This is a genomic window from Paenibacillus rhizolycopersici (assembly GCF_014947195.2).
Lineage (GTDB): Bacteria > Bacillota > Bacilli > Paenibacillales > Paenibacillaceae > Fontibacillus > Fontibacillus rhizolycopersici.
Genome location: NZ_JADCNN020000013.1, coordinates 12,128 through 25,510, shown reverse-complemented (window position 1 = coordinate 25,510; position 13,383 = coordinate 12,128). Strand labels below are relative to the sequence as shown.

Here is a 13,383-nt window from a genome sequence, read left to right as displayed (position 1 = left end):
TGGATCAAAACCAGTAACAATCAAATTTTACCATGAAATGCGGGAGGGTAGCAGGAAGTTTTGTGGGTGGGAGTGACTGCACTTGAAATCCTAACGGACCTCATAGACCTTATTCGAACCATTTCGTACGTGTAAAAAATCTAACGGACCCCAATGACGTTATTCATCCTGATTTGTCTCTGTTAGGAGCAAATCCTGGAATATAAGGTCTCTGGAGTCCGTTACTCATCCATTTCAAGCATTCTGACTCTATTTAACGTCACCTGAGTCCGTTAGAACAGAGCGAAGGTTCCCGATCATCGCATTTGCGACGTGTCGCCCCTCCCCCTGTCCTCCTCCTCGACCAGCACCAGCCGCGGCCAGCGGCTGAGCCAGGCCTTGCCATTAACACGCTGCCGGAACACAGCGTCATCATGGAAATATGGGCCCTGCCGGACTTGAAGCGACAAGAGGTCAGCCAAACCCAAAGGCGCAATGATCTCGACCTCTCCCTCAGCGTCTAAACGAGCGCCCACCGCTGTCGCCGTTTCGGGCCAGCGCTTCATCGCGTCCTCGACCGAGAGGTATGGCGCCGCACCATTACGCAAATGCATGCGCGCCTGATTTTTCGCCGACCAATTCAGCCGCGGGTTGCGTTCGCGTAACTTTGCATCATAGGCTTTCTCCGCCTCTTCATCCAAACACAACGGATCAAAGTAGAGAACATCCGCATCTTGCAGCGGCGTCCGAACGGTATAGCCATGCAGCACATCCCAGACAAAGTTTCGGATATAGCCGGCGGCAATGCAGCCTTGGGGAAGTCCCAACTCGGCAACGAGACGCAAATCGGCCATCATTTCGGTCTGTTGGCGGATTGCCTCACACAACCCCTCCGCATCAGCGATTCCCGGCAACATCAGCTTGTCGCCTCCTGTTGCTTTAAAGCCTCATCCTTCGGCAGCAGTACGGCGAGCAGACCGATTAACGGCAGCAAGGAGCAGACCTGCATGATGAACAGGATGCCCGCTTGGTCGGCAAAATTGCCAAGCACGGCGGAACCCAAGCCGCCAAGACCAAACGATAAACCGAAGAACAAGCCTGAGACGAGTCCTACCTTCCCCGGCAACAATTCCTGCGCATACACGACGATGATCGAGAACGCCGAGGACATGATAAACCCGGCGATCACGACCAGCACGCCTGACCAAAACAAATTGGCATACGGGAGCAACAGCGAAAACGGTGCGGTCCCGAGAATGGACACCCAAATGATGTTACGCCGACCATAGCGGTCCGCCATCGGTCCACCGAAGAACGTACCGACTGCCGCTGCAGCCAAGAAAGCGAAGATATACCACTGAGCGGTATCCTTGGCTACCCCGTAATGATCCATCAGGAAAAAAGAATAAAACGTCGAGATGCTGATCGAATACACGTTCTTGGAGAATAGCAACAGTACCAGAACGGTGATGGCCAGCATGACCTTCCCCCGGCTAAGCCGGCTCTTCGGCTGGACAACTTCGCCGCCAGTAGCCGCAGATCCGACAGCACGAGGCTTGCGTGGCTTCAGATCCTGCCCGCCATACCATCTCGCCACGTAAAACTGGATGACGATCGCGGCGACCGCCGCCAAGGCGAACCAGGCTACGCTAGTCTGACCCAAAGGGATAAAAATCAAAGCCGACATGATGGGACCTAAGGAAGCGCCGAGGTTCCCGCCGACCTGAAATATGGATTGCGCCAGTCCTCGTCTCGAACCCGCCGCCAAATAAGCTACGCGCGAAGACTCGGGATGGAATACCGACGATCCCAGCCCGATCGAGGTGACCGCGAGCAGGATGAACGCATAGCTTGGGGCAAACGCCAGCATGACGATGCCCGCCAGCGTAAAGCAAACCCCCAGCGGCAGGATGTACGGCCGGGGCCGGACATCCGAGTACAAGCCCACCAAAGGCTGAAACAAGGACGCCGTCATATTCATGGCGAACGAAATCCAGCCGATTTGCCCGTAGGATAAGAGAAGCGATTCGCGCAAGACCGGAAATAAGGCGGGAATTGCCGATTGCATCGTGTCGTTCAACAAATGCACGGTGCTGATTGCGAATAGAATCGGGTACACCGTAAATGCGGGATTTGCCGCTTTGACGGCAGTTGTCTGGTTCATCTTGACCTCACTTCATCTGAAATTGAAATGGTTTAATTGGTTATTTGGGAATGTTTGTATCCGGGTCCGACCCGAAGCGCTGATTGCGGTTTAACCCGTCAATCGCCAGGATATCCTCCGTACTCAGTTCGAAATCAAATACATCGGCATTTTCGAGGATCCGAGCTTCACGCACCGATTTCGGAATGGTGACCACACCCAGTTGCAAATCCCAACGCAAAATGACCTGGGCCACGGTTTTTCCAACCTTCGCGGCGATGCCTTGCAAGGTTGCATGCTCCAACAAATGGCCTTGACCGAGCGGCGACCAGGCTTCCAATTGAATGCCTTTATCCCGGCAATAGCTCAGCAGATCCTTTTGAGTCAAGTAGGGATGGAACTCCACTTGATTGACCACCGGCACGACCTTCGCTTCGGACAGCAGGTCCTCCAAATGATGAATTTGGAAATTGCTGACGCCAATTGCTCGCACCTTGCCTTCTGCGTACACTTGTTCCAGCGCCCGCCATGTCTCCTTATATTTCCCCTTCACCGGCCAATGTACCAGAAATAAATCCAAATACTCAAGACCCAAGCGCTTTAGGCTGTCGTCAAAAGACTTCAACGTCGTTTCGTACCCCTGCTCCGAGTTCCAGACCTTCGACGTGATAAACACATCTTCCCTTCGGAGGCTATTCTCCTGCAGTGCACTCTGGACGGCTTGGCCCACTCCCTCTTCATTGCGATAAGCGGAAGCGGTGTCAATACTGCGGTATCCATGGCGGATGGCCGACTTGACGGCTTGCACCACTTCATCGCCTTCTTTGGCCTTAAAGACGCCGAGCCCCAGCCAAGGCATTTGGACTCCGTTGTTTAACGTTACGGTATCTTGCAAATGATTAGGCAAAGTAGTCATTGGATAAGTCCTCCTTCATTAAAGGCGATTTCTGGTAATATCCTACATCAAAAGGGCCTAAATGAACAGGGAACAAAAGCAAAAGACTGCCCGAAGGCAGCCTCTTGAGGATCGATATAAGAAGTATCAGGCCGTTTCGCGGGACCGGCGTAACTTTTGTCTGGCGCGGTACAACACGATTTTGAAATGGGATAACGAGATGCCCATGAGATCCGCCGATTCCTGATAAGAGAATCCATGCACATCGTAAAGCAGCACCGCATGCTGCTGATTAGGCTGCAGCAAGGACAATTGCGCATAAAGCTCCCGACGGTTCTCCTCGCCGAGCACGGATTTTTCCGGCGTATCCTCGCTCGGATAGCGGTGAAAGAATTCATTTTCGTAAGTAGACGACCGGCTTTCCTTGCGCAACAAATCGATATAGGCATTGTGGGCAACCCGAAGCAGCCATGCCTTGGCCCTCTTCCCATCCGCCTCGTGAAGATGCATCAGCGCCCGGCAAAAGGTCTCCTGCATCAAATCCTCGGCAACATGCGAATTACGGCACATGCTATACAAATATCGAAATACGTCATTTTTATATTCGCGGTAAAGTAAATCCATAGAACGAGTCTTCATTGGTTGATTCCTCACTTTCTCTCCCAGCTTTCAGGGCAAGGCTCTCTTTCTCTTTTATCTTGATCTTTTAGCATGATCTTTGCCTCGCTTCGTCCATTATGCCGAATAGAGTTTGCGTCCCGTCTAAGAAATTGTTAAGTTTTCCTTAAGAATTTACTGCGTTTTCGTTAAACAAAAAGACGCCTTACGGCGTCATGGAGTAAATCCAGATGAATTTTTCGCGCTGTCTCGGTGTAAACGGACCGTAAAAGCCGTGCGGTATTCGTTACTGTCTGCGGATATCGTACCTTGATGCAGATCCACGATATGCTTAGCGATCGCAAGACCGATGCCGGAGCCGCCCGTATGAGAAGCACGCGACTTCTCTACGCGGTAGAAACGGTCGAAGAGATGCGGTAAGTCCGCTGTTGGGATCGGATCGCCGTAATTGACGACCTCCGTAACTATCTCATCGTCCTCCTGCCAACCTCGGATGTCCAAATACTTACCGTCGTGCCCGTACCGAATGGCATTGGTAATCAGATTCTCGTAAACCCGGCGAAGCTTGTCCCCGTCTGCTTGAACGTACAGCGTCCCTTGCAGGTACAACCGGCATTCCATTCCGTTCTCCTGCAGCTGCCAGCCGAAATGAGCGGCCATTTGATGGAGCATTTCCACGAGATTAATCCGCGTAAGCTGCAGCTTCATCTCTTTGTTCTGCATCCGAGTGTACTCGAACAAATCCTGCAGGAGCTGCTTCAACCGAAGCGATTCCTCATAGGCCATGCTGACGTAATAACGCAGCTCGACCTCGTCGCGATAACGGTCCTCTTCGATCAGCCCCAAATAACCAGTAATGGAGGTGAGCGGGGTACGCAAATCATGAGAAACGTTCGTGATCAGTTCGTTTTTCGTTTGTTCCGCCCGTCGCTCGTCCTCGATCGAAGTGACTAGCCGATCAACCATACGATTGATGTCGGTGGCGAGCTGCCCAAGCTGCCCGACGTTCTCCACGGGAATTTTCCGCACGGAACCGGCTTCGATTTTATGTACTTCCTCAATCAGCAGCTCCAGGTACTTCTTCTCATGACGGCGAATGCTGCGGCGGTAAAAATACAATGAAAACAACATGAGAATCGGCACGCCCGTCAAATAATAAGCTTCCGGGAAACCGATGTTCCGGTTAATCCAAAGGACGACATTGTATACCGTCATGCTCGGGAAGAAGAAAAAGAACAAACGCGCCAGCAAAATGAGCAGGAACAGCGAGATTAACGAAGCGACGATCGTCCAAAACAACCAGGCTAGAAAACGCAGGCTAGCTTTCAAGTTTATAGCCGACCCCCCATACGGTACGAATCAGCTTCTCCCCGTCCATTTCCTTCTCCAGCTTATCCCGGAGACGGCTGATATGCACCGTTACGGAATTGCTGCTATCCAGATATTTATCCTTCCAGATCAGCTCGAAGATCTCCTCGGAACCAAACACCCGCCCGGGATGGCTGGCCAGCAAATACAGAATGCCGAATTCGATGGGCGTCAACTTCAGCGGATTGCCATCCACCGTCGCGGTATGCGTCTCTTTATCAATCGAAAGCGAGGCGATCTTGATGATATGCTCTTGCGACGTCTGCGGCGAAACCTGCGGCTGCGCGGTGTAGGAGGAGCGGCGAAGCAGCGATTTCACGCGAGCGACTAGCTCCAACGGATTAAACGGCTTCACCATATAATCATCCGCTCCGGTCATCAGCCCGGTAATCTTATCCATATCGCCGTCCCTCGCGCTTAACATGAGGATCGGCGTAGTCTGCGATTCACGAATCTTCATACAGACGGAGATGCCATCGAGACCGGGAAGCATGACGTCCAGAATCACCAGATCAACCTCATCCTGCTCGGTGATCTCCAGCGCCCGTAAGCCGTCCTCCGCCTTCAATACGTCATAACCTTCGTTCGTTAAATATATCTCGATCAGTTTTGCGATTTTTTCATCATCATCGACAATCAAAATTCGTTTACTCATTCATCCAATCATCCTTTATTTGAGCTGGTTAGACACGAGCACAGTAACATCATACCATGTCTGTTGCCCCCAGATACAAATAAAAGGTTACAATTTCCCCCGGTTATGGTTTCCAGCGGAAAGGGATGGCGACCCTGAAACTCGAGCCTTTTCCTCTCTCGGAGACGACGGTAATCTCCCCTTCATGAATGTCCACGATTTTCTTAACGATGGAGAGTCCAAGCCCGCTGCCCCCACTGCTGCGTGTGCGGGATTTGTCCGCTTTGTAGAAACGCTCGAAGATATGGACCAAATCCGGCTCGGAGATGCCAATCCCGTTATCCGTCACGGTGACCACTGCCTTGTCCTCTTGAGTCATCAAGGAAACTCCAATCTCCCCGCCCTCCGGCGTAAACTTGATACCATTGTGCAGCAAATTCATCCACACTTGGCTCAGCAGGTCTTCGGCCCCTTCGACCTCAAGCTTGCTGACATCCAACTGAATTTGAATGTTCTTGGCAAGCCACTGGGGTTCGCAGGCCAGCACCACGTTTTGCAGCTGGCGATCGAGCCGAAACCGGTTCGTCTGCAACGAACCCCGGTCTGCCTCGAGGGAGGATAGCTTCAGCAAATTGTCGCTCATTTGCGATAAGCGGCGGCTTTCCGATTCGATGATCTCCAGGTAATGGTTACGTTTCTCTGGAGACAGATCCGGCCTACGCAAAGCTCTGGCAAATCCGCGAATCGAAGTCAGCGGAGACTGGATCTCATGCGACACATTGGAGATGAAATCCTGTCGCATCGTTTCCATTTGCCCCAGGGCTCCAGCCATTTCGTTAATGCTGTTCACGATGGTTTCGAACTCCCGCAGCTTCTCGAAGCCTTCCAGTCGGACGGTAAAATCCCCTTTAGCGATGCGGCGTATCCCGTCGATAATGGCATTCAGCATCTTCAGTTGATGAGGCCGTAACAGAAGGGAGAGCAGGAAAACGATCAAGAAAAATAACAGGACTCCAAGAAACACATTCAACAGATCCATGACAAAAGCAGAATAAGGGGGCTCTGCCTTTCGGTAAATCGCCGAGGTAATCCAGCTGGCTAAGGTCCAGGTCGCCCCAAAACCGATGAAGATGAGTAGGACCTGGCCGATTCGGAGCAAAATCTTACCTACTCTCCTCCAGAAGGTCAACGTTCGCCCACCTCCAGACGGTAGCCAAGTCCACGAATCGTGCGGATCTTGAATCCGAAGCTCTCCTCGGGGAACCGTTCACGGAGACGATTGATATGCACGTCGAGCGTACGTTCATTCCCCTCGAAATCATACCCCCAAATTTCCTCGATCAACTGCTCTCGGGTGAGGGTGCGCCCCGCATGACTGCCAAGCTTAAACAGCAGCTCGAATTCTTTGAGCGGCAGCGTAATTCGCTCTTCGCCGCGATCTGCCTCAAACGTCTTGCGATTCATTCGCAGCGAACCGATCGTTACGGTCTGAGATATCGACACCTGATAACGCTTAAGCAGCGCCTTCACCCGTGCGATGAGCTCTGCCGGTTCGAATGGTTTGACGAGATAATCGTCCGTACCCAGCTCAAAGCCCTTAACCACTTGGCGGGTTTCTCCTTTAGCTGTCAGCATAAGCAGCGGCATCTCATAATCCCGGCGCAGCTCACGACATAACTCCCAGCCGTCCATCTCCGGCATCATGATGTCCAGGATCACCAGGTCGATCCTTTCCGATTCCACCAGAGCTAACGCCTCGCGGCCGTTCCCCGCCTCCTTGATCTGATCCATCCCCGCTTCCTCCAGGAATAGACGAACCAGCTCACGAATATGCGGGTCGTCGTCAACGACGAGAATTTTAACCATGGTCCTTCCCTTCTTCCTCGTTCGTGAACTCCTCCGTCCCTTCGGCGCTTGCGGCGATTTGCAGCTGCTGCGAGGCAAACTCACGATACATGGCGTGTTGGTGCAGCAGTTGGTCGTGTGTTCCCCTTCCTGTCACTTTCCCTTTTTCGATAAAAATCAGCTGGTCCGCCCCTACGACCGTGGATAGCCGGTGAGCGATCACGATCGTCGTCCGGCCTTGCATCAGGTTTTTGAGCGCCTTCTGCACGACGAATTCTGAGCGGCTGTCCAGGCTGGAGGTGGCTTCATCCAGCATGAGGATCTTCGGATCGCGCAGCAGTGCCCGCGCGATCGCGATCCGCTGCCGTTGCCCGCCTGACAGCTTGACCCCGCGTTCACCGACATCGGTATCGAACCCCTTCGGCAGCTCGGCGATAAAGCCGTCGGCATAAGCCATCTTCGCCGCCTGTTGTACTTCCGCTTCGCTAATTTCACGCTCGATGCCGTAGCAAAGATTCTCACGGATCGTTCCGGCGATAATCGGGCTTTCTTGTGAGACGTACCCGATCATGCCGCGCCAGGAGCGAAGTGTAAATGAATCGATCGATTCTTCTCCCAGTCGGATGGTGCCCTGCTGCGGCACATAAAACCGCTCCAGCAGGGAGAATAACGTCGTTTTCCCGCCGCCGCTGGGGCCGACCACCGCCGTTACCGTCCCCGGCTCCATCGTAAAAGAAACCTCCTGGAGCACCGGCTCGTCCGGCTTATACCCGAAGGTGATCCCGTCCACGATCAATGGCCGGTCAGCCTTCGTGATCTCTTGTCCTTCACCGAAAGGCTCCTCCTCCGCATCCAGCGTATGAAGAATCCGCTCGGTCGCCCCTTTCGCTTTCTGCAGTTGGGTGAAGAATGTCGTGAGCTGCGTCATCGGCATGACGATCTGCACAAGATACAAAATAAACGCTACCAATTCCCCGGCTGACAACCCGCCGCTTGCGACCTGCATCCCGCCATAGCCGATCACCACGACAAGCAGCATCATCATAACGAAGGCCATGAACGGGCTAATCCAAGCCATGACTTTGCCTTCGCGCACCCCAAAGGAGAGCAGCTTTCCGATCGCCTGGCTACCGCTTTCGTACTCCTTCCGCTCCGCGTTAGAAGACTTAACCAACCGAATTTCCGATAGGACTTGACTCAAAACCGCCGTAAAAGAGGCCGTCTCGTCTTGCATGGCGAGCGAAATTTTGAACATCGTTCGGCCTAACGGCACGAGGATCAAAGCGGCCAAAGGAATCACCGCAAACATGATTAGAGTCATTTTCCAGTTCAAATAGAACAGGACGGCCACCGCGCCGAGGATGGAGATGATTCCGCTGAAAAAGCCGGCAACCTGCTCGGAGATCAACGCTTTGATGATCCCGGTGTCGTTGGTCATCCGGCTGACCGACTCCCCGGTCCGGTTATTGTCGAAGTAGGATACCGGCAAGCGAAGCATTTTCTTCCATAAGCGATCCCGGAGACCGGCGACCATTCGCTGTCCCGTATAATTCAACAGAAAGATCGATAAGCCTGAAGCGACGGACATCCCGATGAAAGCGACGCCGATCCAGACGATCTGCAAACCGCTGATCGAAGACAGCGAAAAGCCGTCGACGAGATTCTTCGTGAACATCGGGATCACGAGGCTGACCAGCGTCGACAGCAAGCTGAGCACGATCGCCACGGCAAACAGACGCAGAGGGGGCTTCGTTTCCCGAAGAAGACGAAAAAAAGCTTTGGAGCCCACCCCTCCGTTGTTCACCGTACGATCCGTATCCATCGATTTAGCGTTATTCCTTGGCATGAGATTCTCTTCCCTTCTATCTCTATCTGAAGCAAGATGAGCCGAAAGCGCTGGCCCTAGGAAAAGACTACATTGGGAATGTAAACTGAAGTTAAACCAAACGTGCAAAGAGACTATAGATTTTCCACTTCAACGCTGATGACATGGTCGATCGTACGCAGAAAATGATAAAGCTCCGTCGTATACTCCTTCTCCGATGCGGTAATCACCATATCCACCCGTTGACGTCCTTCCTCCAGATCCTTGATTTTCAGACGTCGGATCCGGTGTTGGTTCGCTTTGGCCTTCCGCCCCTTGTTGTCCTTACGCTCGATAATGCGGATCAACTCCGTCACGTTTCCGTGATCCTCCATGACAATTTTGATGGATACGTCGCGTTGGTTCAGTTTATAGGGTCCAATCCATTTAATAACGTAGGGGACGAAATTCACCGAGAGGATCAGCAAAATGACCGTTAGCCCGGCTTCCAGATAAAATCCGGTCCCGATAGCGATCCCGATTCCCGATGCAGCCCAAATCATCGCCGCAGAGGTGAGGCCGGAAATCCCCTCATTGCTCCGGCGCAGAATCGCTCCAGCCCCCAGGAAACCAATCCCGCTGACGATTTGCGCGGCCAGCCGCATGGGGTCCATGTTCGGATGATCCGGGCCGGCGAATTTGGCGAAGGCTTCAATCGATACGATCGTCACCAGGCAACTGGCGATACAGATGACCATACTCGTTTTGATCCCCAGCGGTTTCTGTTTCAATTGCCGGTCGATTCCGATAAACAAACCAAACAATAGGGCCAAACATAACTTTAAAACCATTTCCAATTCGTTGTACATGATGCGTCGCAACTCCTTCAATTATATAAGGTGAGTATAATTGTATTCGGTAAGCCGGCGCAAATGGATTAATTCCGCCTAGGCGGGCAATGAAACGCAAAAGAAGTCTGAACCGTCAATGAAACGGCTCAGACTTCTTTTTAGGCAAGATCGTGAAATTAGAACTTCGCTGCCAGCTCGGCTGCGCGTTTTACGCCGTCCTGGATGATTTCCTCGGCACGGTCCGGGAATTGGTTGTGTCCCTCAACAACTACGGCTTCCGGATCGTTAATCCCCCAGAAGGCCAGCGTGTTCTTCACATAGTTCAGGGACATTTCCAGCGCGGTCATTGGACCTTCGGAATAAACGCCGCCGCGTGCTTGCAGCAAAGCGACCTTCTTATCGCCAACCAGGCCAACCGGACCTTGTTCGGTGTATTTGAACGTTTTGCCGGCTTGGTTCAGGTAGAACAGGTACGTCAACAGCTGCGCCGGAATGGTGAAGTTCCACAGCGGGAACGCAAACACGACTTTATCGGCTTGCAAGAACTGCTCCAAGTAAGCATTGGCCACTTCGGCGGCTTGTTGCTCCTCTGGCGTAGTTGGCATTCCTTTGCCGACTTTGAACAGTCCGTTCAACATATCCAGATCATAATACGGCAGGTTAACCTCGAACAGGTTTAACTCAGTAACGACATCCGAGGGATGCGTTTCTTTGTAGGTTTGCAGGAAGCTTTCGTACAGCTTCACAGTGGCGGATTGATCCGCCGGGCGATTATTGGCTTTCACGAATAAAACTTTAGACATATCTAGTTTCCCTCCATTATTCATGTTCTCTATTGTTATCTTCTTTCTTTTTCATAGTTACTTTAAAATAAACTGTAACTAATCGAACAATAGTTATGATAAAGGGTAACTAATCATTTGTCAATTACAGTTGCTTGTATTTTTTGCGAACCTGTTCAGCAGCCACTGTCATTTGCCGCAGGGAGGCGACGGTCTCCTCTTGCCCTCTGGTTTTTAATCCGCAATCTGGGTTGATCCAAAACAATCCCGGGTCCAGCACTTGAAGCGCGCGCTCGATCAAAGAGACCATCTCGGCTTCGGTTGGTACACGCGGGCTATGGATGTCGTAAACGCCAAGGCCAATCCCGAGCGGGTACGTCTGCTTCTCAAAGCTGTGAATCAACTCGCCATGGCTGCGTGAGGTTTCGATCGAAATGACATCGGCGTCCAACGCTCGGATCTCCTCCAGGATATCTTCAAATTCGCAGTAGCACATATGCGTATGAATTTGCGTTGTATCCAAGACCGAGGAGGTAGTCACCCGGAACGCTTTTACCGCCCAGTCCAGATAGTTCGACCAATCCTTCCTCTTGAGGGGGAGACCTTCGCGCAAGGCGGGCTCGTCCACCTGGATCATCCCGATACCGGCCTGCTCTAACGCTTCGACCTCCTTACGTAAGGCTAAAGCAATTTGATAGGCGACCTGCTCCCGGGATAGATCGCTTCGAACAAATGACCAGTTCAAGATCGTGATCGGTCCCGTTAGCATCCCTTTAACCGGCTTAGCCGTCAGGCTTTGGGCATAGGCGGTTTCCTTGACGGTCATCGGCTTGGCGAACTCGACATCCCCGTAGATCACAGGCGGCTTGACGCAACGCGTACCGTAAGACTGAACCCAGCCCCCCTGCGTAAATGCAAAGCCCGGCAGCTTCTCACCGAAAAATTCCACCATATCGGTGCGTTCAAACTCGCCGTGCACCAACACATCAAGCCCAAGTTCCTCCTGGATCTCGACCCATTTGCGGACTTCCGTTCGGATGAACTCCTCATATCTATCCTGGTCCCACTCGCCTTTCCGCCATTTCTGCCGGGCAGCCCGAACCTCGGCGGTCTGCGGGAAACTGCCAATCGTCGTTGTGGGCAGGAACGGAAGCCGCCATGTCGCCTGCTGTAAGAGCCGCCGCTGTGCAAACTCGCTAGTTCGCTCCGCCGGGGCTACAGCAGCCTGCACCGCCGCCGCCCGCACCGCAACACGGCTCCGGGCCGGATCTGCGGCGAGTGCGGCCAGTGCACGGCGGTTCTCCGCGAACTGCACCGGTTCGGGTCCCTCACTGCTTGCCGCCTTGCACAAGCTCGTTAGCTCCTCCAGCTTCTGCTCGGCAAACGCCAGTGCCTCGCGTAACACCGGGGATAAGCGCTCTTCGCCCGCCACGGATACCGGGACGTGCTGCAAGCTGCAGGAAGGCTGCACGATCAACCCCGGTTCTCCGGCTAACATAGAAATCTCTTTCAACAGGCTTAGCGTTTCGTCTAAATCTGTACGCCAAATATTCCGTCCATCGATAAGCCCTGCACCAAGTGTCTTGCCTGCAGGAAATCCGTATCGACGCAGTGCCTCCAGGTTCCCGTCCCGGCCGTGCACAAAATCCAGTCCCAAACCATGCACCGGCAGTTCTGCAAGCGAATCGTACCTTTCGACGGCATCGAAATACGTTTGCAGCATGATCCGCAGATCAGGGACTTCCCGGGCGATCGTCCGATAAATCAAGTCAAGCCGGCGAACGTCCTCTTCGGTTAGAGAGACGGCCAAAGCCGGTTCGTCCATTTGCACCCATGTGGCGCCAGCCGCTTCCAACTCCCGTAATACCTGTACATATAGGGGCAGCAATTTTTCGATCCAGCCATCGACTTGGCCTGCGGTCTCCCCTTTAGACAATTTCAACAAGGTGAACAACCCCAGCACCACGGGTCTACCTTCTATGCCCAGCTCCTGTTTGGCTTCCAAATAAGCCATAAGCGGCCGATTGACGACCACCTGCGGTTCCCTGAACCCCAGTTCAGGCACGATATAGTGGTAGTTGGTATTAAACCACTTCGTCATCTCGCTAGCCGCCGCCTGGTCGTTCCCTCGAGCAATGGCGAAATATAGATCCAGTGGCAATTTGTCGCTGTTCCAATCAAACCGCTCCGGTATCAGTCCGAACATCGTCGCAGTGTCTAATACGTGGTCGTAATAGGTAAAATCACCGACCGGGATTACGTCAATCCCCCGATCCCGCTGTAAACGAAGATGACCCATCCGAATTTCCGTCAATCGATCATGCAGCTCTAACTCTGCAATTTTCCCTGCCCAATAGGCTTCAATTTGCTTCTTCCATTCCCGTTGTCCGCCGATTCTGGGATATCCCAGATTTCCGCTAACTATGTTCATGTTCCCCAAGTTGATTTCCTCCTCATCGTTTGG

The 13,383-nt window shown here is 52.9% G+C and carries 12 protein-coding genes; all 12 read right to left on the bottom strand.

Features of this window, described 5'->3' with window-relative positions:
* Positions 1-296: 296 nt before the first annotated feature.
* Positions 297-896 carry a nucleotidyltransferase family protein gene (locus IM700_RS14705; RefSeq protein WP_193415298.1) on the bottom strand — a complete coding sequence of 200 codons (600 nt, stop codon included), beginning with the start codon at positions 894-896 and terminating at the stop codon, positions 297-299.
* A complete protein-coding gene (locus tag IM700_RS14700) occupies positions 896-2,143 on the bottom strand; it encodes an MFS transporter (RefSeq protein WP_193415297.1) in 1,248 nt (415 codons plus the stop codon). Before IM700_RS14700 ends, IM700_RS14705 begins: the two co-directional genes overlap by 1 nt.
* Before the next feature lie 40 nt (positions 2,144-2,183).
* Positions 2,184-3,029: an aldo/keto reductase gene (locus tag IM700_RS14695; RefSeq protein WP_193415400.1), complete on the bottom strand. Its 846-nt coding sequence runs from the start codon at positions 3,027-3,029 to the stop codon at positions 2,184-2,186.
* 135 nt (positions 3,030-3,164) lie between these two features.
* Positions 3,165-3,656: a sigma-70 family RNA polymerase sigma factor gene (locus IM700_RS14690; protein ID WP_193415296.1), complete on the bottom strand. Its 492-nt coding sequence runs from the start codon at positions 3,654-3,656 to the stop codon at positions 3,165-3,167.
* A 192-nt stretch (positions 3,657-3,848) separates the two neighbouring features.
* Complete coding sequence (locus IM700_RS14685; RefSeq protein WP_155608547.1) at positions 3,849-4,964, bottom strand: sensor histidine kinase; 1,116 nt, start codon at positions 4,962-4,964, stop codon at positions 3,849-3,851.
* On the bottom strand, positions 4,954-5,658 hold the full coding sequence (locus IM700_RS14680; protein WP_193415295.1) for a response regulator transcription factor: 705 nt from the start codon (positions 5,656-5,658) through the stop codon (positions 4,954-4,956). The genes IM700_RS14685 and IM700_RS14680 overlap by 11 nt, the downstream gene beginning before the upstream one ends.
* Positions 5,659-5,761: 103 nt before the next feature.
* Complete coding sequence (locus IM700_RS14675; protein ID WP_193415294.1) at positions 5,762-6,826, bottom strand: sensor histidine kinase; 1,065 nt, start codon at positions 6,824-6,826, stop codon at positions 5,762-5,764.
* Positions 6,823-7,503, bottom strand: coding sequence for a response regulator transcription factor (locus tag IM700_RS14670; RefSeq protein WP_193415293.1), 681 nt, complete (start codon positions 7,501-7,503; stop codon positions 6,823-6,825). Before IM700_RS14670 ends, IM700_RS14675 begins: the two co-directional genes overlap by 4 nt.
* Entirely contained in the window at positions 7,496-9,304 is a 1,809-nt protein-coding gene (locus IM700_RS14665) for an ABC transporter ATP-binding protein (protein WP_418888789.1), read from the bottom strand. The genes IM700_RS14670 and IM700_RS14665 overlap by 8 nt, the downstream gene beginning before the upstream one ends.
* 137 nt (positions 9,305-9,441) lie before the next feature.
* The gene (locus tag IM700_RS14660; protein ID WP_155608552.1) at positions 9,442-10,155 is read right to left on the bottom strand and encodes an MgtC/SapB family protein; all 714 of its coding nucleotides are present in this window, start codon (positions 10,153-10,155) and stop codon (positions 9,442-9,444) included.
* A 158-nt stretch (positions 10,156-10,313) separates the two neighbouring features.
* Positions 10,314-10,940, bottom strand: a complete 627-nt coding sequence (locus IM700_RS14655; RefSeq protein WP_155608553.1) for an FMN-dependent NADH-azoreductase — start codon at positions 10,938-10,940, stop codon at positions 10,314-10,316.
* Between the two features lie 124 nt (positions 10,941-11,064).
* Positions 11,065-13,350 carry a 5-methyltetrahydropteroyltriglutamate--homocysteine S-methyltransferase gene (gene metE / locus IM700_RS14650; protein ID WP_193415399.1) on the bottom strand — a complete coding sequence of 762 codons (2,286 nt, stop codon included), beginning with the start codon at positions 13,348-13,350 and terminating at the stop codon, positions 11,065-11,067.
* Between the last annotated feature and the right edge of the window lie 33 nt (positions 13,351-13,383).

Bases quoted from the DNA above. Each gene is read 5' to 3' on its own strand.
- IM700_RS14705 (WP_193415298.1), bottom strand. From the start codon at position 896: ATGTTGCCGGGAATCGCTGATGCGGAGGGGTTGTGTGAGGCAATCCGC.
- IM700_RS14700 (WP_193415297.1), bottom strand. From the start codon at position 2,143: ATGAACCAGACAACTGCCGTCAAAGCGGCAAATCCCGCATTTACGGTG.
- IM700_RS14690 (WP_193415296.1), bottom strand. From the start codon at position 3,656: ATGAAGACTCGTTCTATGGATTTACTTTACCGCGAATATAAAAATGAC.
- IM700_RS14680 (WP_193415295.1), bottom strand. From the start codon at position 5,658: ATGAGTAAACGAATTTTGATTGTCGATGATGATGAAAAAATCGCAAAA.
- IM700_RS14670 (WP_193415293.1), bottom strand. From the start codon at position 7,503: ATGGTTAAAATTCTCGTCGTTGACGACGACCCGCATATTCGTGAGCTG.
- IM700_RS14665 (WP_418888789.1), bottom strand. From the start codon at position 9,304: ATGGATACGGATCGTACGGTGAACAACGGAGGGGTGGGCTCCAAAGCT.
- IM700_RS14660 (WP_155608552.1), bottom strand. From the start codon at position 10,155: ATGTACAACGAATTGGAAATGGTTTTAAAGTTATGTTTGGCCCTATTG.
- IM700_RS14655 (WP_155608553.1), bottom strand. From the start codon at position 10,940: ATGTCTAAAGTTTTATTCGTGAAAGCCAATAATCGCCCGGCGGATCAA.
- metE (WP_193415399.1), bottom strand. From the start codon at position 13,350: ATGAACATAGTTAGCGGAAATCTGGGATATCCCAGAATCGGCGGACAA.